This window comes from Pigmentiphaga kullae, from assembly GCF_004216695.1.
In the GTDB taxonomy this organism is placed as follows: domain Bacteria; phylum Pseudomonadota; class Gammaproteobacteria; order Burkholderiales; family Burkholderiaceae_B; genus Pigmentiphaga; species Pigmentiphaga kullae.
The window spans coordinates 2,805,314-2,828,133 of sequence record NZ_SGXC01000001.1 but is presented as its reverse complement, the minus strand read 5'-3'; the positions used below and the strand labels follow the sequence as shown (position 1 = coordinate 2,828,133).

The 22,820-nt window shown below is 62.5% G+C and carries 19 protein-coding genes; 4 read left to right on the top strand and 15 right to left on the bottom strand.

The features are described from left to right. Positions 1-20: 20 nt before the first annotated feature. From EV675_RS13650 to EV675_RS13635, 4 genes are read right to left on the bottom strand one after another with little or no spacing between them, the layout of a single operon-like run. Positions 21-1,433, bottom strand: a complete 1,413-nt coding sequence (locus EV675_RS13650) for an MmgE/PrpD family protein (RefSeq protein ID WP_165404588.1) — start codon at positions 1,431-1,433, stop codon at positions 21-23. After that, positions 1,430-4,480 (bottom strand): FAD-dependent oxidoreductase, encoded by a 3,051-nt coding sequence (locus EV675_RS29715; protein ID WP_165404587.1) that lies wholly within the window; start codon positions 4,478-4,480, stop codon positions 1,430-1,432. The genes EV675_RS13650 and EV675_RS29715 overlap by 4 nt, the downstream gene beginning before the upstream one ends. 57 nt (positions 4,481-4,537) lie before the next feature. Further along, positions 4,538-5,446, bottom strand: a complete 909-nt coding sequence (locus EV675_RS13640; protein ID WP_130357745.1) for an SMP-30/gluconolactonase/LRE family protein — start codon at positions 5,444-5,446, stop codon at positions 4,538-4,540. Next, positions 5,443-6,846: an MmgE/PrpD family protein gene (locus EV675_RS13635; RefSeq protein ID WP_130357744.1), complete on the bottom strand. Its 1,404-nt coding sequence runs from the start codon at positions 6,844-6,846 to the stop codon at positions 5,443-5,445. The genes EV675_RS13640 and EV675_RS13635 overlap by 4 nt, the downstream gene beginning before the upstream one ends. 260 nt (positions 6,847-7,106) lie before the next feature. Between EV675_RS13635 and EV675_RS13630 the strand changes: the two genes are divergently transcribed. The 3 genes from EV675_RS13630 to EV675_RS13620 are packed head-to-tail and all read left to right on the top strand — an operon-like array spanning position 7,107 to position 9,798. Next, positions 7,107-8,108 (top strand): Bug family tripartite tricarboxylate transporter substrate binding protein, encoded by a 1,002-nt coding sequence (locus EV675_RS13630; protein WP_165404586.1) that lies wholly within the window; start codon positions 7,107-7,109, stop codon positions 8,106-8,108. Continuing rightward, on the top strand, positions 8,066-8,647 hold the full coding sequence (locus EV675_RS13625; protein WP_242621405.1) for a Zn-ribbon domain-containing OB-fold protein: 582 nt from the start codon (positions 8,066-8,068) through the stop codon (positions 8,645-8,647). Before EV675_RS13630 ends, EV675_RS13625 begins: the two co-directional genes overlap by 43 nt. After that, complete coding sequence (locus tag EV675_RS13620; RefSeq protein WP_130357742.1) at positions 8,644-9,798, top strand: acetyl-CoA acetyltransferase; 1,155 nt, start codon at positions 8,644-8,646, stop codon at positions 9,796-9,798. Before EV675_RS13625 ends, EV675_RS13620 begins: the two co-directional genes overlap by 4 nt. 31 nt (positions 9,799-9,829) lie before the next feature. On the opposite strand, the gene EV675_RS13615 is transcribed toward EV675_RS13620, so the two are convergent. From EV675_RS13615 to EV675_RS13565, 11 genes are all read right to left on the bottom strand, one after another. After that, on the bottom strand, positions 9,830-10,612 hold the full coding sequence (locus EV675_RS13615) for an IclR family transcriptional regulator (protein ID WP_130357741.1): 783 nt from the start codon (positions 10,610-10,612) through the stop codon (positions 9,830-9,832). A 108-nt stretch (positions 10,613-10,720) separates the two neighbouring features. Beyond that, the gene (pcaD, locus tag EV675_RS13610) at positions 10,721-11,521 is read right to left on the bottom strand and encodes a 3-oxoadipate enol-lactonase (RefSeq protein ID WP_130357740.1); all 801 of its coding nucleotides are present in this window, start codon (positions 11,519-11,521) and stop codon (positions 10,721-10,723) included. A 42-nt stretch (positions 11,522-11,563) separates the two neighbouring features. Then, positions 11,564-12,637 (bottom strand): CobW family GTP-binding protein, encoded by a 1,074-nt coding sequence (locus tag EV675_RS13605; RefSeq protein WP_130357739.1) that lies wholly within the window; start codon positions 12,635-12,637, stop codon positions 11,564-11,566. Positions 12,638-12,641: 4 nt separating this feature from the next. Further along, positions 12,642-13,835 (bottom strand): LVIVD repeat-containing protein, encoded by a 1,194-nt coding sequence (locus tag EV675_RS13600; protein ID WP_130357738.1) that lies wholly within the window; start codon positions 13,833-13,835, stop codon positions 12,642-12,644. 93 nt (positions 13,836-13,928) lie between these two features. Further along, a complete protein-coding gene (locus EV675_RS13595; protein WP_165404585.1) occupies positions 13,929-14,945 on the bottom strand; it encodes a Bug family tripartite tricarboxylate transporter substrate binding protein in 1,017 nt (338 codons plus the stop codon). A gap of 129 nt (positions 14,946-15,074) precedes the next feature. Next, entirely contained in the window at positions 15,075-16,511 is a 1,437-nt protein-coding gene (locus tag EV675_RS13590; RefSeq protein ID WP_130357736.1) for an amidase, read from the bottom strand. After that, positions 16,508-17,494: a Bug family tripartite tricarboxylate transporter substrate binding protein gene (locus tag EV675_RS13585; RefSeq protein ID WP_130357735.1), complete on the bottom strand. Its 987-nt coding sequence runs from the start codon at positions 17,492-17,494 to the stop codon at positions 16,508-16,510. Before EV675_RS13585 ends, EV675_RS13590 begins: the two co-directional genes overlap by 4 nt. Positions 17,495-17,617: 123 nt before the next feature. After that, positions 17,618-18,631 (bottom strand): tripartite tricarboxylate transporter substrate-binding protein, encoded by a 1,014-nt coding sequence (locus EV675_RS13580; RefSeq protein WP_165404584.1) that lies wholly within the window; start codon positions 18,629-18,631, stop codon positions 17,618-17,620. A gap of 83 nt (positions 18,632-18,714) precedes the next feature. Further along, positions 18,715-20,049, bottom strand: a complete 1,335-nt coding sequence (locus EV675_RS13575) for an MmgE/PrpD family protein (RefSeq protein WP_130357733.1) — start codon at positions 20,047-20,049, stop codon at positions 18,715-18,717. Positions 20,050-20,093: 44 nt separating this feature from the next. Next, a complete protein-coding gene (locus EV675_RS13570; protein WP_207221952.1) occupies positions 20,094-20,816 on the bottom strand; it encodes an alpha/beta fold hydrolase in 723 nt (240 codons plus the stop codon). A gap of 53 nt (positions 20,817-20,869) precedes the next feature. After that, a complete protein-coding gene (locus EV675_RS13565) occupies positions 20,870-21,871 on the bottom strand; it encodes a Bug family tripartite tricarboxylate transporter substrate binding protein (RefSeq protein WP_130357731.1) in 1,002 nt (333 codons plus the stop codon). 239 nt (positions 21,872-22,110) lie between these two features. On the opposite strand from EV675_RS13565, the gene EV675_RS13560 reads away from it, so the two are divergent. Next, complete coding sequence (locus EV675_RS13560) at positions 22,111-22,812, top strand: molybdate ABC transporter substrate-binding protein (protein WP_130357730.1); 702 nt, start codon at positions 22,111-22,113, stop codon at positions 22,810-22,812. Positions 22,813-22,820 lie beyond the last annotated feature (8 nt).

Sequence of the window (22,820 nt, the reverse complement as noted above, 5' to 3'; positions counted from 1 at the left end):
AGGCGCGCATCACGCGCGCCTTAGCGCACGTCCCTCCAGAAGGACCCCATATCGTCGGACAGCTCCAGTTGCCGAAGGAAGGCAAACAACCTTTCCGCCCCCTCCCGGCTGATCCCCCCGTACGCGGTGCAGTCAAGGAACTTCTCGCGCAGATCGCCCCATGAGAGTTCCCGCGACGGATGCCCGGGATGAATCGTGATGCGATGGACGGCCCGCTTGCCTGAAACGTCTTCGGCCTCCACCTCGACGACGCCCTTGCCGCCGGGAAGCTCCCCGCCCTCGGCCAACGGATCGGGATCGGCGCACGCCTCGTCCTCCCAGGCCCTGATGCGCCCAAGCAAGGCCTTGATCCCGGGGCGCGCCACGGCTTCGTCGCTGAAGGTACCCAACGAGTAGCCGCCATCCAGCACGCCGGCCGCCAACACGTACTCCAGGCTGAATTTTCCCTGCAGTCCCGTCAGGGGTTCCGGGAAGACCGCGCTTTGCATCCCCCCTGGAGGCATCCGGCATGTGAGGCCGCGCAGCGAAGACCCATCCAGACCCAGCTGCCTTCGCACCTCGAGGACCGCGAACATGCCCCGCTGAAGCGCGTTGTAGCACGCGAACTTTCTGAGTCCCACCCCCGGCTCTTCGATGATCCAGGGGGCCGCCAAGGTCCCCGCGACCGACGACGGGTCCGACTCCGGCGTCCCATATGCTTCGAAAAAACCCGCGCTCCCTTCCAAGGCATCGGATGCGGCGGAGAACCCCGCCTCCGCCATGTTGACCGCGGCAATCGCACTCCTTGCCGCCCATCCGCTGTGCACGGGCTTGGTCATCGTTCCGAAATTGCGCCGGATACTGCTGGACATCGAGGCAGCTATCCCCAGGGCCGCGCACGTCGTCCCCTCGTCCAGCCGCCGGAGGCTGGCGACCGTGGCCACACCCGAGAAAACTCCCAGCGATCCGGTTCCATGGAACCCACGGTCATAGTGGCCTTTGGTGATGCCCTGCCCCAGACGACCTCCGACCTCGATCCCGACCGCATGCGCGGCCACCAGGTCCAGTCCGGTGACACGACTCCGCTGCATCTCGCAAATCGCCGCGCCCAGAATGATCGCACTCGGATGACCGGGCATGATAGCGACGACATCATCGAAGTCGAGCGCGGCGGCCAACGTTCCGCAGACGAACGCCGCCATTTCGCCGCCATAGCGCCTGGCGGTTCCTGGAACGACGACGCCGTCGGCCGAGCGGGCCGATTCGGCATAGGCCCACAATGGCGCGCACAAGTCGCTGCCCAGCCCCGCGAGCATGACACCCGAAGTATCCGTAAGAATCTTCTTGGATCGCTCGATGACACGAGGTGGCAGGTCGTCCGGCTTCTTCGATGCAATGAACGTGGCGAGCTGCTGTGTCAGCTGCGGCATGGTCTTCTCTTTCGTCGTGGTCATGGTTTCCTTGCCCATTGGCCGATACTGCTGTTCAAACGCGCGGCGTAGCTCGCAGCCTCTCTGCCGGCGATGCGGCCCATGACCAGGCAGTTGGTCAACGAGGCTCCTCCCAGGTAGTCATGGCGGAACAGACATCCGGCCATCTCGCCCGCCGCATACAAGCCCTGGATGCACGATCCGTCCCTGTTCCGCACCCGTGCGGACACATCGATTTCCACCCCCCCGAACGTAAGGGTGATCGCGGGCTGCAAAGGCGAGAAGGCGAAGAACGGCGGGTGTGCGATGGGCCACGCCCACGCAGTCTTGGGCGGCTCCGCCGACATGGCGGCCGTGCCATCGATCGCGGCATTGAACTGCTGAATAGTCGCCTTGAGTCCGGCGGGCTGCACGCCTATCTGCACGGCCAGCTCATCGACGGTGTCGGCGCGCGCCACTGGCAGCCCCATGTTCCCATAGGTCTTCAATGCGGTCTCGACGCCGGGCAGCTCCAGCATCGCGCTGTCCACGATGACCGAGACCCGCTGTTGCGGCTGCCGCAAGGCGGCCTTCCCGTTCGCGACATAGCCTTTTGACTCGTCCACATAGCGCTCGCCCCTGGCATTGACCGCAATCGCATAGGGAATGGCCCTGGACGGGTTACCGCCTCCAGGAAGCTCCGGACAAACGGCGGCCACATGCAGGGAGGCGAGCCCTTCCATGCGAGCCACGCTCGCACCGGCGCGAGCAGCCAGGTCGATCGCTTCTCCTTGAGCCGTATCAACGCCTCTCACCATCAGGGCGTCAGCCCCTTCCCCCACCCACTGCTTCAGCCACGCCTTGTTGCCCGCGTAACCGCCCCCCGCCAGGATGACCGCGCTCGCCTTTTCGCGTCGTTTTTTCCCCTGGGCATCCCTGATCTCCACCCCACGGACCGCGCCGCCATCGTCCACGATGATCTCCAACACCTCGGTCTGGAACCGCACCGACACGCCGGCGGCTTCCAGGGCCGCGTGCAACCTGGAGACCAGCGCTGGCATGCCAACGAACTGCCCCGGCGCCAAGGGATGCACACTGCAGCGATAGGGCGGAGAACACGGGTACGCGGGCAGGAACTCGGCGCCGAGATCCTGGATCCAGCGAATAGATGGCAGCGCATGCCGTGCAAGCACTTCGAAAAGCTGAACGTTGCCCTCGCCATGCGTGCACTCGGCCAGGGACTCCACGAACGCCTTTTCCGCATCGGCGCCCTGCCCGGACGGCGCAAGAAAGGCGCCGCCACAGACACGCGTGTTGCCCCCCGCGACGGCTGGCTCGAACTTCTCGAAAAGCACGACCTGCGCCCCGGATGTGCGGGCCTCCAGCGCGGCTGCGATACCGGCCATGCCGCTCCCGACGACGACTACCGGGCCGGCGCCCGAAGTTTGCTCCGGCGCGGACGAAGCAGGAGCATCCCGTTCGACGTCCACGGCCGCCGCCATGATCCGGGCAAGATCCTCCCGCAGCTTCTGCTTCGCGACCTTGTGCGTGGGAGTGTAGGGAAGCTCGTCGGTCATCCAGATATAGCGCGGCACCTTGAACGCGGGAAGCCGCTCTCTGCACCAGTCCAGCACATCCCATGCCGAGACTTCGGCGCCTTGCCGTTTGGCCACGCATACGAGAATCTCGTCCTCTCCCCATTCCGACGGCGCGGCAATCGCCGCCGCCTCGTAGACCAGGGGATGGGAAGCAAGCACCCGGTCGATCTCCTGCCCCGAGATGTTCTCTCCTCTGCGGCGAATGACATCCTTCCGGCGGCCCACGAACCAGTAGTAGCCGTCGATATCTCTCTTGACGAGATCTCCCGTCTTGAACCACTCCCCTTCGAACGATTCGCGCGTCTGCCCGGGTTCGTCGAAGTAGCCCTGCATCACCGCCGGATGCTTCACCCAGAACTCGCCTGGAACACCGTCGGGAACATCGTTTCCCTGTTCGTCGACGATACGCGCCGTTGCCCATTTCACGTCAGGATCGGGATGCTCGCCAAGCAGCCCCATGGATCCGGTCTTATCGGGTCCCACCCACGGCGTGCAGCAGACGCCCGGAATCTCCGTCATGCCGAACCCGCTCACCAGCCGCGAAATGCCAAACTCGACGCGAAAGCACTCCTGCACGTCGGCACGCGCGCCGTACACGGACTCGAGTACGTGATCCCCGCGAAACTCGTGGCGAGGGCGGGCTCGCAGGATGCGGCCCACCGATTCGATGACGTTGACTGTCGTCGCCCTGGATTCCGCCGCGACATCCCAGAAACGGGATGCCGAGAACCTGGACTGCAGCAGCACGCCAGCGCCCGCCGCCAGCGCACCCGTCAATGAATAGAACAGCGCATTGGTATGAAACAACGGAAGAATGGTCAGCACTCTGTCCTCGGGCTGCAGCCACAAGCGCGCCACGTTCGCCTCGCCGGCAAGCAGGAAGTTCCGCTGGCTATGCATGACGCCTTTTGGAAAACCCGTGGTTCCGGAAGTAAAAATGATCAGGCAGGTCGCATCCGACCTGGGAACGGGCAGCTCGCCGTTCCCGCGCGCCGACATGAGCGCCTGCCACATCGCTCCGCCGTCGTCCGCCCCGTCGATACGGACCAGCCATGGGCAGGCCTGAAGACCACGGACGGCATCCGACACCGCCGGCAGGGTTTCCGCGGTGACGAATGCCCCCGAAACCCGGCTTTTTTCCAGCATGTAGCGCAGGCTTTCCAAGCCGGCCTCCGGGTTCAACGGAACGAGCGTTGCGTTGATCCTGGTCAACGCAAAAAGCAGCAAGACGTGGGCCGCATGATTGCGGGCCACGATCGCCACCCGGTCGCCATCTCGCACCCCCCGCTCGAACAAGCCACGGGCGAGCCTGTCGACGGTTCGCAGGAATCCGGCATGGGAATGCACGACTCCTTCAAACTCCAGGAAAAGCTCCGCCTGGCGGCGGGACTCCCGGCTCTTCAATGCACCATACAACGTGTAATCGTGCGCTGGGTACAGACGTAAGACATCCAGCGGTGCTCGTCTTTGCAACATGCCTCGCTCCTGCTTCATGGCTTGTTTCCGGGGATGCTCGGCAGCGCACCCCACCATCTCTATGGCCGCTGGTCGTTATGCATGCGGCAACCTACCCCGCCGGTTCGTTCGGACCTTGAATAGATGCCCCTGCATCGAGGTCACGAACAAGGTGCACATGTCTTCTCCGCCGAAACAAAGATTCGTCGGCATCTGAGCGGGAACCCGATGCGTCTCGAGAACACGCCCCTCGGGTGAAAAGACATAGATCATCGGACCGCTCCCCGCCTGCGCCCACCCCGCGCAGGCAAGAATGTTCCCGTCTTCGTCCAGGCACATTCCGTCTATGCCCCGATGGACGCCGCGGTCGTCTTCGCCCCAGGTAAACAGCGTCTCGTAGTCGCCCAGCGCCCCGGACGCCAGAATCGGATATGCCCTCAGCTCTCGGACGCGCCCACGCTCGAAATGACTCTCCGCGACGTACAAGGTCCGCTCGTCGGCCGACAGCAGCACGCCGTTCGGTTTGGTCGTATCGAACGTAGCCCTGCGAACCTGGTAGATTCCATCCTCGTGAGGTCGGGCACTGAGCACCGACATATGGCCAAGCTCCTCCACCTCCCCATCAGGCAGATTCCCTGCTGGATTCCAGGGATCAGAGAACCAGATGGTCCCATCCCTGGCAATGGCGAGATCATTGGGCGTATTGAGGCGCCGCCCATCGAGGGAAGTAATCACATCAGTCTGCGCGCTCCCGTCTGCGGCCAGCTTCACAATGGAGCGGCCCCCGGAACAACAGCCGAAAAGCGCGCCGTTCGTGTCATAAGCCAGACCATTGATCTGGTTGGTTCCCGACCTCCAGATGTCCACGCTCCCCGTTCCCGGTTCGTACTTCAGGATGAGGCCTGCTCGGATGTGCGTGAACAGCAGCTTCCCGCCGTCCCAGACCGGTCCTTCGGTAAGCGGGATCTCGCAGGGACCGTACAAACGCTCGAATTCCCAATTCATGGCGTCTCCTCGGACAGCGGACGTATCGCGGGCTCTTCCACCACCAGCGCATCGAAAATGGTGTCGACGGACGGCAACTGGTCGATACCGAGCAGCAACCCCAACGCTTCTCGGGCCTGTCGCTCCGGCAAGGTCCGGGTAGCCAGCGATAGAAACTTGGCATGGATCTCATCCGGGGCCAGCGGATTCAGCAGGTGGCCACGGGGATACCGCGCTTCCTCGGCCAAGGTCCGTCCGTCCCTCGTAACGATCTCGATGCGGCAAGGGGACGTTTCCGGAAACCCCAGGGAAAACGCAGGATCTGCGCGAAGCTCCAGTTTGTCGGCCACGGCATGAATGCGCGTGTCGACCAGCCGTTCCCGATCAAACGCCGCGTCGGTGAAAACGCCATCGACCAGAACGGCCGAAACGATGTAGGGAATGCTGTGATCGGCCGATGCTCGCGTGGCCGGCCGCCATTTCCCGGGATCCCGTTCGGAAAGGCCCTTGGCCTCGTAGACGTGGACGACGACCTTCTCGATTTCATCGTGACGGACGTTCGCCGCGAGCCGCGTGGCCAGTTCGATGGCGGTCTGCGCGTGGTAGTAGCACAGATAGGGCTTGAGATGGGAACGCTCCACGGCGTGGCCTGCACCCTCGCCGCGCTCACCGCGAGGCCAGTCCCGGACGCCGAAGTGATCCTGCATACCGGCGGCTCCCGAGAACGGCCGTGCCGGCCCTTCGAAACCCGCCCGCGCCAGATAGGCGCAGAACACCCCGTCCCGGGCGGCATAAGGCGCGGCGCTCCCCTTCCACGACGACAGTTCCCCGCGGCGGGTCACGATCATCCCGTGATTCGCCGTCATCGCAATGGACAGAGCCTGCGCGGTGCTCTGCCTGTCGAGCCCCAGCAACTTCGCGGCGCCGGCGGCGCTGCCGACAGCCGTATAGAGCGTATGGTCCCAACCGGTCTCCCGAGTCTGAGTCAGCTGAAAAATGGTCTCATAGGCCTCATAGGCGGCCACCACGGCGGCAATCGCCTCGCGTCCCGTGCGGCGCTCGGCGTCCGCGACGGCAAGCACCGCCGGCACCACGTCGCTTGGATGTCCGCCGCCCCCGAGATACGTATCGTTGCCATCCATGTATCTGGCGGCCATGCAGTTGGCGAAGGCTGCCAGTTCGGCCAAGGCATGGTCGCGGGTTCCGAGTATCCTGGCGCCGCCTTCGGCCGGAAGCGCCCGTCTGGCCAGAGCCCTGGCTGCCCCGCAGATGGGTTCTGGCCAGGCAGCCATTGCGCACCCCAGGACATCCACGATTCTGGATATACAAGCTTGAACGGTGGAGTGGGAGAGACTTCCGTAGGAGATGTCGGCAACCGCCCGGGTCAGCGACGCCAGCGCTGCGTCTACTTCTTGATTCATGTATTCCCCTCTCGCGCCCTGGAGCACAACGCTCGGCCAATTCGCGCAGCGGAATGAATTCTATAGACGCAACAGTGCGTTCGTTATCCACAATGTGGACGCTCTTTCACACCGAAAACGAGTCCTGGTTTTCCCCAGTAATGAATTCCCCGACAGGCCACATTGTGGAACTTTTGGATGAGCTTGTTCGATCAGAATCGCCTCTCGCATACGACGGCTGGCGGCCAGGCCCGTTCGATCAATACGTGGAGACGACAACCATGAAACAGACGATAGACACTTGGAGTAAACATGCGCAGTCAACCCTCCGGCTCGCGGCCTGCTTAGCCACGCTCTCCGTCGTCATTCCTGATGTCCATGCGTCTACCTATCCCAGCGAAGCGGTGAGGATCGTCGTTCCCTATGCCGCAGGCGGCGCGAACGACACGCTCGGCCGCGTCATTGCGCAGGGTCTGGGAGAGGTATTCAAGCAGACGTTCTATGTGGACAATCGACCGGGCGCGGGACAAGTCATCGGCACGGACTACGTCGTGCGTGCCGCGCCGAACGGCTCCACGCTTCTTCTAGGCGGCGTGACGCACGCCATCAACGCAAGCCTGCTGAGCAAGCTGCCCTACGATTCGGTAAAAAGCCTGACCCCCGCGGTCGTCCTGGCAACGTCGCCCCTGGTATGCGTCACCTCCGCGGCGCAGGGCATCAAGGACATGCGATCGCTCGTCAGGGCCGCCAGGGAAAATCCGAACAAATTTTCGTACGCATCCTCGGGAAACGGCGCCCCCGGACACCTCACCGTCGAAAGCATCAAGCACGCGACGGGCATCTCCATGCTGCACGTCCCTTACAAAGGAGCGTCCCAGCCGACGACGGATCTGCTCAGCGGCCGGGTCCACTTCTACTGCGTCAGCCCCATTCCCGTTCTTCCCTACATCAAGGACGGCTCCCTGGTCGCCCTGGCGGTCACGACATCCGAACGCTCGCCAGTTCTACCCGATGTTCCAACCTTGCGTGAAACAGGCATCGACGTGCCGGACATCGGAACCTGGTACGCGCTTTTCGCCCCCGCCGGTACGCCCGCCGAGATCGTGGAAAAAATCAACGAGGCTGGCCGTCAAGTCCTGCAGCAACCCAATGTTCAGAAGACGCTGCGCGAGAACGGCTTGACAGCCATCGGAAATTCACGCGACGAAGCCTCTCGCTACCTGATCACCGAGATAGGGAAATGGCGTTCGATGATCCATGCAGCGGGCATTCGGCCCGATTGACCCCGACAAACCTGACGACACTCGAACACATGAGAAAAATCCGCTCGAGCTTCCGCCCTGAAAGCGGCGTCACCCTCGACAACGGCCAGCAGACACAAGGCCGATTTTTCGGCAGATACGCACTCGTGGCAATGAACGGCGCCTCGCTGCCCACGGCGGCACGACTCGATGAGTCTCCCTACGCGACATTCGTCCGGCACTGCAAGGACGGCGAACTTCCCTACCAGGTGTGCACAGTCACAGGAAAGCCGGTTTTCTACCCGAGGGTCGCCGGCCCTGAGACAGGCTCGGATCTCGAATGGAGAATCAGCGGCGGGCGGGGAACGGTCTACGCATCGACTGTCGTTTTCCGCGATGGACAGGCATCTCACAACGTGGCGCTCATCGACCTGGACGAAGGTTTCCGCATGATGAGCCGGGTCGACGGCGTTCCTCCTCTGGCCGTGCAGATAGGCATGAGAGTCAAGGTCAGGATGCTGCAGATCGACGGCCACGCCGCGCCGCTTCCCGTCTTCTTTCCACTGGAGGAAGTCCGATGAGCGCCTTGCAACGGGGCAGCATTGCGATTGTCGGCGCCGCCGAATCCGATCTTGGAAAGGTCGCGGAAGGAATGAGTCCGGCGGATCTGATGGCTCAGGCCACGGTCCGGGCCTTGGCCGACTGTGGGTTGAAGCTCGGGGATATCGACGGCCTGTTCGGCGCAGCCAGCCAGATGCGCAACCCCACGCTCCAACTGCGCGAATATCTCGGCATCCGGCCTCGATACCAGGATGGAACGCACATCGGCGGAACCTCGTTCCAATCGCATCTGATACGCGCTCAGGCCGCGATCGAGGCGGGTCTTTGCAACGTGGCGCTGATTGCCTATGGAAGCACTCAGCGCTCCGTAGGCAGGGCCCAGGCCAGCCCCAGAGAAAGCAATCCCTACGAGACGCCCTATCGCCCCTTTCTTCCGTCGAGCGCCTACGCGCTGTCGGCATCGCGCCACATGCACCTTTATGGGACCACGCGCGAGCAGCTCGCCGCGGTCGCGGTCGAGGCGCGCCGCTGGGCGGGGTTGAACCCGCAGGCCTGGCATAGGGAGCCGCTGACGATAGAGGACGTATTGAACGCGAAGATGGTCAGCCATCCATTCACCGTCCGCGACATATGCCTGGTCACGGACGGAGGAGGCGCATTGATCGTCACATCCGCCGCCAGAGCCCGCACATTGGCCAAGCCCCCCGTCTTCGTCCTGGGTTCGGGCGAGTGCCTCAGCCACCACTCCATTTCGAGCATGCCGGATGTGACCGTAACGCCCGCCGCGTTCTCCGGCCCGAAGGCCTTCGAAATGGCCGGCCTCGGTCCGTCCGACATCGGCGTACTCGGTCTTTACGACGCCTTTACCATCAACCCGATCATGTTCCTGGAGGATCTGGGATTCTGCCCGAAAGGCGAAGGCGGTCCATGCTTCGTCGATCAAGCGACAGGAACGGACAGCTCCCTCAAGATCAACACCAATGGCGGAGGCCTGTCTTACTGCCATCCCGGAATGTATGGCATCTTTCTATTGATCGAAGCGGTACGGCAGTTGCGCGGAGAGCGCGGCCCGGCCCAGGTCGAGGACTGTCAGACGGCGCTCGTGCACGGCAACGGCGTTGTCTATTCCGCTGGAACGACCGTCATCCTGGGAACCGGGGATTCGCTCTGAAACAGGGTTGGCGGCAGTCAACCCTTGGCCGCTACCAATAGTAGTTCTCGGTCAAGCGTTCGATCTGCCTGGCGCTTTCACGCAAAAGGTCCACGAGCTCCTGGGTCCTCTTGATGGTTAGACAGCTTGCCACGGAAGCCACGCTGACTGCGGCAACGGGCCCGGAGCGCGGACTGATGATCGCCACGCCTATTGCCTGGATGCCTGCAAAGCCATGCACATCGTGCAAGGCATAGCCCAAGGCATGTGTCCTCCGGATGAACCTGCGCAGGGTACTCAGCGTCAGCCCTTTGTAGTTGCCGAGCTGCGATTGGACCGACAGGAGCAGGGACTCCCGTTCGGCTTCGCCCATCGCGCTGAGAATGGCCAGGCCGCCCGCCCCGACCCCCAAGGGACGGCGGTCCCCTACGCCAACCGAATAAATCTTGATCGGACACGCGCCGTCGGTCCGGATAAGGCACACCGCCTCCGAACCGATACGCTGATTCAGGTAGAACGTATCGCCTGTTTCCCTCGCCATCCGTTCAAGGATAGGCTGGGTGATCTCACGCAGGTTGAAGGTCTTCGATGCCGCCAACCCCAGAGCGACTGCTCCGTGGCCGAGATGATAGCGGCGCGACTCATCCTGAAAAAGCAGTCCCTCCGCAACCAGGGACCTGGCAATACGATGCACCGTCGGCCGCTCGAGCGACAACAGTTCCGACAACTCCACCAGCCTGAGCCCCGCCGAGTTGTGCTCGGCCACCACTCTCAACATTGCCGCGGCCCGGCCGATGCTCTGTGTTCCGGTCCGCTCGATCGACTGCCGCGGCATATCCGTTTCCTCTGTCGCCACGAATGGCCTTCAAGAGAGACAGCATGACGGGCACCGGCTGACCTTGCAATACCCCCGGCACGCCTTGCGTCGCTAATCCGGCCGCGGCTACCGAGATGCGCATGCGTCGAGAAACATGCGCAAGGCGCGGTTGAATCGTCCGGGCTGCTCTATGCAGGTCATGTGCGCGGCATCCGCGATCACGACAAGCGTCGAACTCGGAAGGTTCCTGTGCATTTCAAGCGAAGCGGCAAGCGGTGTACCGATATCGTGCTCCCCGACGATCACGAGCACGGGACATTGAATCCGGGGAAGCAACTCCGTCGTATGCACGGTCGCAATGGCTGCGCAGCAGCCAGTCCAACCCTCAACCGAAGTAGCACCGATCGTCGCCGCCACCTCGGCCACGACGCCAGGATTGTCGTCGCGGAAGCGCTGGGTGAACCAGCGTCCGATCGCGGGTTGCACGAGAGCTTGTACGCCTTGCTCGCGAGCGACGCGGATACGCTCGTCCCAGACCGCTTGCGGCGTGGCGTCGTGTTGGCTCGTGGTATCCGCCAATACAAGCGCCTGCACGCGCTCCGGGTACTTGAGCGCGAATGTCTGGCCGATCATTCCCCCCATCGAAAATCCGATCCAGGCGGCCTTTCCGATACCCAGGTGATCCATGAGATCGGCGGCATCGTCGGCCAACTGGTCCAGTGTGTACGGCGCCTGCCCCGCCATGCTGGCTCCATGCCCGCGGGTGTCGTATCGCAGCACCCTATAGCATTGAGTCAATGCCGGCATCTGCGGATCCCACATCGAAACGTCACAGCCAAGCGAATGCGAAAGGATCAGCCAAGGCCCCCGTTCGCCATCGATGGCGTAGTGGATGGTGGGGGCTCCTGCCCGCTCGAGTTTGCTCATGATTTCCATTGGAAGTAATACTCTCAATCCATCCGCGCCCGATCAGAAGGCGTGGCCGAAACCCAGATTTCGGGCGGCCTCGAAGACGCCCCTGAGAGATCCGATATCCATGCCCCGCGCGATGAAAACGATACGCGACGTGGTATCCGCGCCCGGCCAGCGGTCCAGCGTGACAGGGTCGTGGAATATGTGACCGACCCCCTGAACCACGACCGGGCTACCTTCGACGTTGACGATTCCCTTGACCCGGAGCAGATCCTTCCCGCGCAGGCCAATGAGCATTTCCATCGCCGCGGAAAAGGCGGGCCAGGAGAACGGTTGCTCGAAGCGGACAGACAACGTCTTGACAAGGGGATCGTGCCGGCCGACCAAGCGATGGCCAAGATAAGGGGCCTCGGCCTCGGCTTCGGCATCCCGCTCCGGATCGAAGCCAAGATCTCGCAGGAATTGCTGCGGACGCTCGCCCACCCGAGCGCTGTCCAGGCCGATGCCGGTCAGATCGGAGGGATGAATCTGCCCCATGTTGCAGAAGCGAATTCGGGCTTGTGCGTTGATCGCGCGGATCATTGGCGTCAAACTGGCCAAGGAAGCCGGATCGGAGAGATCCTTCTTCGTGATGAAGATCCTGTCGGCAAGGGCAATCTGACGCTCGGTTTCGGGCGACGAAGCGAGCTGGTCGAATGCATTGACCGCATCGACCAGCGTCACCACACCATCGAGGCGATAGCGCGCGTTCAACATGGAGTCGGTGATGAGCGTCTGTATCACGGGCCCCGGATCGGCCAATCCCGTCGTCTCCACGATCACGCGATCGAAATCCGGAATCGCCCCTGCGCGCCGGTCTCCGATCAATTCTCGAAGCGTCTCCTGCAAATCGGTGCGCACGGCGCAACAAAGGCAGCCATTGGCCATCAAACTCACGCTCTCGGACGACGCGCGGACCAGATCGTCGTCGATACCTATTTCCCCTATCTCGTTGATGACGACCGCCGCTCTCCCCGTGTCCGGATGCGAAAGAAGATGCCGGACCAGCGTAGTCTTGCCTGCCCCGAGCGAGCCGGTGATCAAGGTGATGGGGATTTTTCCCGCCAGCGGATCGTGATCGGTCGTCGCCATGGGATCAGAAATTCGCTTCCAGGATGTAAAGGCCGCCGTTGTAGCGGTCAACCGTGTAGATCACCCGCCGTTCGTCCACATATACATCATTGAGCTGGATCGCGCCCCTGGGCGCCAGAGGCGGCGTCGCCGGAACGAAATACGCGACTTCCTCCACCTGGTAGGGGTTGGTGGCATCGTAGACCCTGACCCCGGCGTTGAAAAAGGTACCGACAAGATGCGTCTGCGACTGGAATGAGCACGGAAGCGGCAGATTCTCGTGCAGATTGTGGGCTCCCGAGAAGCCGCCTCGTTTGGCGAACGTCTCGTAAGGCGGTGCGGGAAAGGTCGAGATGGGAACTGGATTGCTCTCCAGGCGCGCGTCTACCATCCACACCAGCTTCGGCCAGTCCGTCGCGTCGTTCTTCACCGCCTCGTCGGTGACGACCCACAGATCGCGGTCGAACAACGGCAGCACGGTATGCGTGAAGCCATTGAACGGCGGCGAGTGGTTCCAATGCGATACCAAACGAATATCCGACAGATCGGAAATATCCAACACAATTGCGCCGCCGTCGATATACCCGACGTATGCACGGTCCGGACGCTGCGGAAAGACATTGGTGTTGTGCGCGCGGAATCCGTTGTCAAAAAGCGCGGGCAATCTCCCCGGCGAGGGCGCGTCGTCGCCTTCCCGGGTCCCCGGGTACCACCATCGGCCGACTTCCCGGGGCTTCGTCGGATCGGACACGTCCACGATCCGATAGAACTGATCGTCCTTCGGATTGCGAGGCTGGAAGTCGGGCGCCCCCGAAGCCATGTGCACGGTCTTGCCATCAACGAACCATACCGCATGCACGCCACGGGACCACGGTCCCGAACAATCGAAATGCGAAAGCAGGCGGGGAGCCTCCGGCTTGCTGATGTCGAACACGTCGAAACCCGCGGGCTTCAGGCCGGCTTCCTTGACCTGACGCGCCACCACCATCAGATTGCCGACGACGTCGAGCGAATTCGCGCGCACCTTCATATGCGGCAATTCCGTCTGAACGATCAAGCGCGGGTTTCGCGGATCGCTGACGTCCACGCCCGAGAAATCCTTCGGAGCGGCTTCGTGAGCCATCCACAGTATCCGTCTCCCGTCGTCCGCCAACTGGATGGCAATACCCTCGCCCAGACCACCGAAGCCCTCGAGCTCATGATGAGAGAGCAACTTCATGTTGTGCGACATCACACGGCCGGAATACGGCCTTTGACCCTGGAAACTAGTGACCATTGCGGAATTCTGAAAAGATGAAGAATGGCGCGGCGATCAGTCCACGCGCGTGCCGATCGCGGAAATGAGCTTGGACCATTTCGCGTATTCCTGATGCATCAGCCTGGACGCCTCCGCGCTCCCTCCGAACAGCGCCTGGACGCCGACTTGTTCAAGCTGGGCCTGCAACTCGGGAGTCCGCAGCGCATTGTCCAGGGCCGCCTGCAATCTGCTGGTCACGACCTTGGGCGTCTTTTCCGGGGCAAGCGCCACATACCAGGTCGACACCGCATAGTTGCGCACGCCGCTCTCCGCCATCGTGGGAACATCGCGCAGCACGGCGGCACGGCTCTGCCCCGTCTGGGCCAGCGCCTTCAACCGCCCGGAGCGAATCGGCTCCAGACCGTTGGTAATCGGTTGCATGGTCAAATCGGTCAAGCCGGCCATCGTGTCGGCCATCGCCTGCCCACTGCCCCGATAGGGCACGTGCAGATAATTCAGATTGCTCATGGAGCGAAGCAGATCCATGGCCAGGTGCGATGAACTGCCGTTCCCCGAACTTGCGAACTTGAGCGTGTCGGGCTGCGTCTTCGCGTGCGCCTGCAACCCGGCGATGTCGTGGACCGGAAGCTTGGGATTGGCAAGCAACACCAGAGGCGCCTCGCCGATCAGGCCGATGGGTTCGAACTTATCCCATTGGTATCGGACCTTGCTGTAAAGACTGGGATTGATGACCACACCCGGGGTATTGACCAGAATCGTATAGCCATCCGGCGCCGCGGCCGCAAGAGCTTCCATGGCCACGTTGCTTCCCGCGCCCGTGCGATTCTCGACAACGAAGTGCCAACCGGTCTTCTTTTCGATCGCGTTCGTGACCAGTCTGGTCACCACGTCATTGGTGCCGCCAGCGGGAAAGCCGACCAGCACCCTGATTGGACGCGATGGATAGGCGTCCAGGGCGCTGGCTGGCAATGCTCCCACGGCAAGCACGCCGACAAGCGTCAGACGGGCTAGAGGCTTGAATCCGAAAGGGGTTGAACGCTGCGCGGACGCAGCGCGTGCAAGGTTGAACACGGGAGTCTCCGAATGGCTGTTTCTCGAATCGCGAGCCTCTTGACGGGCTACTGTGGCGGTGCGCACATCAGGCGCAGCCTTGCGTCGAGAATATGCCCGACGCTGGAGAGGGACAACACATCACTTCCACTAGATGGAACTACTTCCTTTGCCCTGTGACGACCTCACGGTCAACGGGACTCTATAGCCGGACAGTCCCGCGTGTTCAATCGCAATCAGGGCGGCAACCAACCCCACATCCCGTCCCAACCCTGCCGAGACGGACAGGCCTATCGGCAATCCAGTACCGTTCACGCCAACGGGAATGCTCGCGGAGGGCAGTCCGGTCAGACTGAAAGGGACTCGCGCCTGGCGGTCGTACGACGCGCGGATCGCAACCGGATCGTCGATTCGGCATGGGAAACCAAAGCTGGACAGAGAAACAGCAACGTCGACTTCGTCAAGCGCTTCCGACAAACTGCTCCTCAGTTCATCTTGCTCTTGCTTCGCAAGAATGTAATCACTGGCCGCCAAGCTCCGTCCCTGACCGATACGGTCACGCGTTCTCTGCCCAAACATCGATGGGTGCAGGTCAATTTCAAGGCCGTGATAGGCATACGCTTCACCATAAACGATGCTTTTCGAACAAGCGATGAACCGACCAAGCGGCGGAACCGTCACTTTCCTGATAGCGGCTCCTTCGGAAGCCAGGCCTCGGATGAGAGCCTCCAGCGCCGTGGCGAATGCCGGATCGACGCCTCCGGGGTCGTCCGAGAACTCATCGATGACGCCGACCACCAGGCCTCGCAAGCCATTCATCGTCGAACCTGCCGCCGGGATGCGATAGGCGTGCGCTTGAACAGACGACGTGGAAATGGCCCGCATGAGGTGAGGAAGATCCACTGCCGACCGCGTCAGCACCCCCACATGATCGCAACTTTTCGATAGCGGGACGATACCCCTGGTCGAGACCGCCCCGTACGACGGCTTGAATCCGTAGACTCCGCAGGCGCTCGCCGGATGGCGCACCGAGCCGCCCGTATCCGTACCCAGGGAAAAGTAGGCCATGCCGCTCGCGACGGCCACTCCCGATCCGCTGGAGGATCCACCAGGATGCAGATCGGAGTTCCAGGGATTCCGTGCCGGCGGCCAGGGAAGATCCAGCGAAGGTCCACCCGTTGCAAGCTCGTGCAGACTGTTCTTCCCAACCAGGATTGCGCCCGCGTTGCGCAAGGAATCTGCAACGTCGCTGTTGTCGCTGGCGATTGCATCCCGGCGCGACATGGAATGACAAGTCGTGGGCAGCCCCTGGACATCAATATTGTCTTTCAGCGAGAATGGGACGCCCTCCAGGACACCTTTCGGATCGCCGGACAGCCGGTTCGCAGCCCTCCGCGCGGACTCCCAGTACGTCGCGATGAAAGCGCCCAGACGTTCATCATGCATCGCCGCCTGCGCCTGGCAAGCCTGAACCGCCTCCGCTCTTGAAAGCTCCCCATGCTGGAAGGCCTCCAGCAGCCGGCTCAACGACCAGAAACACACCTCATCCTCGGCTCTGGATTCCCCGGCCATCGATGGCTCGATCATTTGATCCCTTCCTCGGCTATCAGCCTGGCCCACCTGACCCGTTCCGTCGCGACAAAGTTGTCGATTTCACGCGCCGTCTGATGACGGGGTGTCACGCCTATGTCGGCAAGCGCGCTCCTGACCTTTGGAGACCGGAGGGTCTGGTCGAATCCGCGACTCAGCACCTCAGCCACGCTGTCCGGCACACCTTTTGGCGCAAAGACCCCATACCACCCGACCACATCGAACCCCGGAAAGCCTTGCTCCGCGATGGTCGGGACGTTGGGCAGCACGGGAACACGCCTGGCGGAGGTCACCCCGAGCGGAATCAGACTTCCCGCCTCGATGTGCTTGAAACATAGTGGAATGTTGCAGAACATCATGTCGACGCGGCCGGTCAGCAAGTCCGACAGCAATGTCGATCCATCTCGGTAGGGAACATGGACAAGGTCCAGCTTCGTCACGGACTTGAATAGTTCGCCCGAGAGATGGACAGTTCCGCCCACGCCCGTCGAAGCGAAGCTCCTCGTCCTGCCTCGAGAGCCTTCAATGAACTCCTTCAAGCTTTTCGCCCCAGTCTTTTGGCTGACCACCAGGACGTTGGGTATGTCCCCTATCATGGCCACGGCGCGAAAATCTCGCTGCGGGTCATACTTCAGGTTCTGGTTCAAGACGACATTGACGGCGTTCGTGCTGGCAGTACCGAGCATGAGCGTGTAGCCATCCGGCTTGCTCGAAGCGACATAGGACGCACCGATATTCCCGTCCGCGCCGGACTTGTTCTCGACGATGACCGGCGTTCTCAGCGCCTGGGGCAAGTCGGCCGCAAGCAACCGGGCAAGCAGGTCGGTCGTGCTGCCCGGCCCCCACGGGACGACCCAATGCACGGCCCTGATCGGAAACTCGGAGCTCTGCTGTGCATAGGAGGGAGTTGCCACGCCGATGCAGAAGCTTAGACAGACCTGCGGGATCAATCGAGGAAAACACGCCAGTTCGACACTCATGAAGGCTCCGTTGTCTAGTCGTTTTATGGGAACGCTGACTGGGAACCTTACGCTCGGCGCAAATTGGACGCCAATACGAAAAACGACTGACACTTATTCGGGACTGGCTTCGTCGATACCAGGTCACTGCGGAACTATGTTGGCCGCCTTGGCGATACGCGCGTACTTCGCCACCTCGGCTTCCAGCAGGCTTCGGAACTCGTTCGGCCCACCAGCCGCCACCGTCACGCCCATGGCCTCGAGCTGTTGCCGCACTTTCGGCAGCCCAAGTATCCCGGTCATGTCCTTGTTCAACTGCGTCACCACGGCGGCAGGCGTACGCGCGGACACCAACAGCCCGTACCAGAAGCTCCATTCGTAGCCAGGCACACCGGCTTCGGCGGCGGTCGGCACGTCGGGCATGTCGGAAACGCGGCGGGAACCCGTCACGGCGAGCGCCCTCACCCTGCCGTCCTTCACCAGGCCGGCCGCGGAAACATAGGGGGCAATGTGAAACTGCACGCGACCCGCAACGACCTCAGCAATCGCCTCGCCGACGCTCTTGTACGGGATGTTTACCGCGTCGATACCTGCCTGTTGGCAGAACAGGGCGGCGGCGAAGTGCGAACTGCTCCCGACGCCCGCCGACGAGTAGCTTAGCGAGCCGGGCCGGGACCTGCCCTGCGCCACCATCTCGGCCAGGCTCCTTGCCGGCAGGTTGTGCGGCGCCACGATCAGCGCGGGCCCGTCGCCAATCAACGTAACGGGAGCGAAGTCGCGCAGCGTGTCGTAGCCCACGTTGCTGAAGACGGCCGGGGCCGTGGCATGGGCGGGCGATACGCTCAGGAGCGTGCCGCCATCGGCCGGCGCGGCCAGCACGGCCCGCGCCGCCAGCGTGCCGCCCACCCCGGTCTTGTTCTCGACCACGGCGGTCAGCCCCCAGCGCTCGGAGAGCGAGGCGGCGATGAGACGAGCCGCGGCATCGGGAATGCCCCCCGCGCCGAACCCGACGACGAAGCGATAACTGGGAAGAGCGGGACGAGGCAGTTCGCCGACTGCCCCGGCCTGCGCCCAGCCCGGGGCGGCAAGCCAGGCAGCCGTGGGCAGCCATTGCAGCACTTGGCGGCGAATCGGACTGTGGGCACGTAAACGGTTCACTTTTCTGTCTCCTTGATAATGGGGACCTGCCCGGTGGGAACCGAGCGGTCGAGGGGTTGCGAACATTCCTTCGGAATGTCCGCCTATCCGATCCGGGGCGCGGCTTCGCGATTCTCCAGCGACCACAATTCCTCAAGCAGGGTCCTGGCTCCGCGGTCTCCCAAGGCCGGGCTCGCCAATTCGATGAATTTTTCGGAAAGCTCCGAATCCGATAGCGGGCACTCGGGATCTCCCTTTCTATCCGCCTGATAGTGCTCGATGACCGTTCCTTGCGATGTCGTGAGCCGGACGCGCGCGGAGCGCTTGCCTGGGAAGTTCCTGTCAAGCTCGTCGTCGACGTGCACCTCGATCTTCTCCATCAGCGCTCTGACCTGCGGGTCGCGCAAGCGCGCCGGATCGTAGGCGGCGAGGCGGACGCTGCCGTGCACCAGCGCGGTAGCGACGACGAACCGCAAGCTGAACTTCGCTTCATTCTCGGTCGAGGGATTCATGTAGCACGCGATGTCCACAGCCGGACGGTACGTCGACACGCTTACCGAAACGATCTCCTCGGCTTGCCGTTGGAAGCGCTCGCGCAATGCCAGCGCGGCGTCGATCGCGGCAAAGGTGTGCCCGCATCCGATATGGTTCTTGAATGTCAGGCGGGTAATGTGGAACTCCCTGCCCAGCGACTGGCCGATTGCGCTCCAGTCGGGGTTTGCGCTCATCGCAACCCCGATGCCCGCGTCGCCGTCAAGAATGCTTTCGCTTCCGGTAACGCCCTCGGCCGCCAGTTGTGCCGCGAAGAGCCCCGCTTCAGCCGCGCGCCCCGCGTGAAACGGCTTGGACATCGAGTCGGAACGAAACGCCTGCTGAAGGCCGGCGGCGAATGTTCCAACGGTGGCCAACGCGTGCGAAAACCGGTCCGCGTCGAGTTTGAAGGCCGAACCCGCTGCGCCTGCCGCGCCAAAGCCGCCGACCGTACCGGTACTGTGCCAATACTTGTAGTGGTCCCGCCCCAGGATCACGCCGATACGAGTGGAGAGCTCGTACCCCAGCACGACGGAACGGAGAAAATCCAACCCGCTTGCCCCAACGGAAGTCGATGCCGCATGCGCGGCGGCGATCGTCGCCGCTCCGGGGTGATACATCGCATCGCGGAAACTGTCGTCGATCTCGGCGGCATGCGCGGCAGTGCCCAAGTACAGGGCCGCGGCCCTGGGCGTCGCGGCTCGTCCACCCGCGATGCGGGCGCGACCGCGGCCCAGGTCGTCCGCCAGCACCCGCTCCAGCATCCGCACCGGCGGAGTGGCAAGTCCGGGAAACAGCGAGGCGTACCAATCTATGACTGCCCGCTTGGCATGGTGCACGACCTCGGCATCCAGGGATGAATGGACATACTCGGCGGCATGGTTGGCTAAAGTCCTGATTGCGGACATACGACTCTCTCCTGGAAACAATCACTTTCCCCAGACCTTGGGGATCACCCCGTCAAGCCGATTAGCGCCTCGGACAGCTCCATGGGCTTGTCGATCATCGGATCATGACCACAGCCATGCATGACGAGGGTCTGCCACCCAGGATCCGCCTTGCATGATTCGTAAGCCTGGTCGAATACCGGCTGCGGAAACTCCGGGGTACGCACATAGAGCTTCCGTTTCACCCGCTCCCGCGCCCCGGTCAGCTTGACCGGCTGCAATGAAACGCCAAGAGGCTGAGGCGTGATCCTGGCATTCACCCACGCGATATCCGCGGGGCTCTGGATTTTCAACCCGGCGCCAGTTGGACCGGGCCGGGCGACGTCGCCGCTCGCCACGGCCTCGTCGATCGCCGCCTGCTGCACCGGTGTCGTCAGGTCGTAGCCACGCTGACCATCCCGTGGCAAGAACGCGTCAACGAACGCTATCGCGGCCAATCGACTCTCGACTCGCTCCGCAGCTCCGGATATGACCCATCCGCCATAGGAATGCCCGACGAGAATCGCATCGCTGATGTCTTCCCATTCGAAGAGATTTGCGACATCCATGATGTGAGTGTCGAGCACCACCTCCTTTGAAAGCAGATGACACCGATCGCCCAAGCCAGTCAATGTCGGCGTGAAGACGCGATGCCCGGCTGCAGTCAAGATGTCCCGGACCCGCGACCACGCCCATCCGCCATGCCCCGCGCCATGTACCAGCACAAAATCTCTACCACGTTGCGGCATCCGCATTCTCCCTTGCTGCTTGATGACACGTTGATTCCGCGGAACCACGGCGGTTACTCCGCTTTGATTCCAGTTCTTGCCACGATGCTCTCCCACTCCACTCGTTGCCTGGCGAGTACGGCACCGAAGTCGATGTCGCTCACGTCAGGATCGACGCCCAGGTTGGCGAACGCGGCACGGGCCTCGGCGGACTTCGATACGGTGGCCACGGCCCGCTTGAGCTTTTCGACGATCTCCGGCGGCGTACCGGCTGGCGCCATCAGGCCGTAGTAGCTGGTCGACGGCATGCCCGCCAAGCCCACTTCATCCATCGTGGGCACATTCGGGATCTCGGCCTGCCGGCGCGTTCCCGTCACGGCTATGGCCTTGACCTTTCCGGACTGGATGTATGGCAGCAGCGCGGACTTGTTGTTGAAGGTCATCTGGATATGCCCCCCGATCAGGTCCAGGATTGCCGGACCGCCTCCCTTGTAGGGGACGAACAAAATATCCGTTGCCGTCAGTTGCTTGAACATTTCAATGGCGAAGTGCGGCGCGATTCCCGAAGCGCCACCTGCGCTGATCTTTCCTGGCTTCGCCTTGGCGTATGAAACGAACTCTTGAACCGAGTTGACCGGAAGGCCTGGCGAAACCGCCATGATCAGGGAATCGGACGAAAACGCTGCAATCGGAATAAAGTCCTTTACGGGGTCGTAGTCAAGATTCTTGTTCAATGCCGGCAGCACCACGTTCAGGTTCGTGCTGCCCACCAAGAGCGAATAGCCGTCGGGGCTGGCCTTCGCCGCGGTTTTCGAGCCTATTCGACCATTCGCGCCAGCGACGTTCTCAACATAGACGGAGCGCTTGAGTACATTGGCCAGATGGGAGGCAAAAACACGCGAAGACGTATCGTTGGGACCTCCCGGGGGGAAGGGGACGATAAGCTTGACCGCGCGCTCGGGATAGTTCGCGGCTGGCCCCTGGGCAGCCGCAGCCGCGCAGATCGGTAGCGCCAACGCCAAGGCGCCGCAGAAAAAAGGCTTGATCCCATGAAAACCGCCATGATTTTTTTCCATCGTCTGTCCCTTCCATAGTTTCTTTCTAGACCGCGGCAGCCCTTGCGTGTCCTTGTAGGCCGAACTCTACGACCCGATGGCAGAACAAGCATCACATCAATTTCACTGGATGGAACTACTTGAAGGGGGTTTCGTTTCTGTCCACGCTTGATTCAATTCCACTGTCCGGAACGTGACGATGGTCTCGAGATGGCAGGTTCCCGGATACTTCTCGTTTGATTCACTCCTGCCAAGAGACCATGCGCACCGACCACCAGACGATCTCCATTTTTGCGCCGGAGGCTTTCCAACTGGCCTTGCAGCAGCTCGCCGAGCAATTCCGGAACGCGACCGGCATCACGGCCACCTTGACGTTGAATCCCGTGGCGGGACCCTCGGCCGATACATTGGTCAATCGCCTACGCGCCGGACAACAGCCCGATGTGGCGCTGCTTCCCACTGCTGCCCTGGACATGGCCCCGGATATCTGGTCGACGCGAGCCACCGCCTTCCGATCGCCGATCGCAATAGCGGTGCCTGGCAGTTCAGCGCGGCCGGACATATCTTCCCCGGAAAGGCTGCGCGATGTCCTGCTGGGAGTTGGCTCGATTGCGCATTCGGCTGCCGGAAGCGGCGCGTACGTTTCAGGGCCGCTCCTGAATGCCCTGGGCATACGCGAACAGACGGCCCATAAGCTGCGCCTGATCGAAGGCCGGTCGGTGGGACAGGCATTGGCCGAAGGAGAAGCCGAGATCGGTTTTCAGCAATTGGCCGAGTTGCTCGGCGTGCCTGGCATCGCCGTCCTGGGTCCACTGCCGGCCGAGCTTCAGAAGACCACCGAGATCATTGCCCTCGCGCGGGAAACGGGCGAGCATTGGGTTCGATATCTCCAGACCGCGGAAGCCGCGTCATGCATGGTAAAGGGCGGAGTCGAGCCCCCGCTCGAGACGCCGCCGGCCTGACCCCGCGG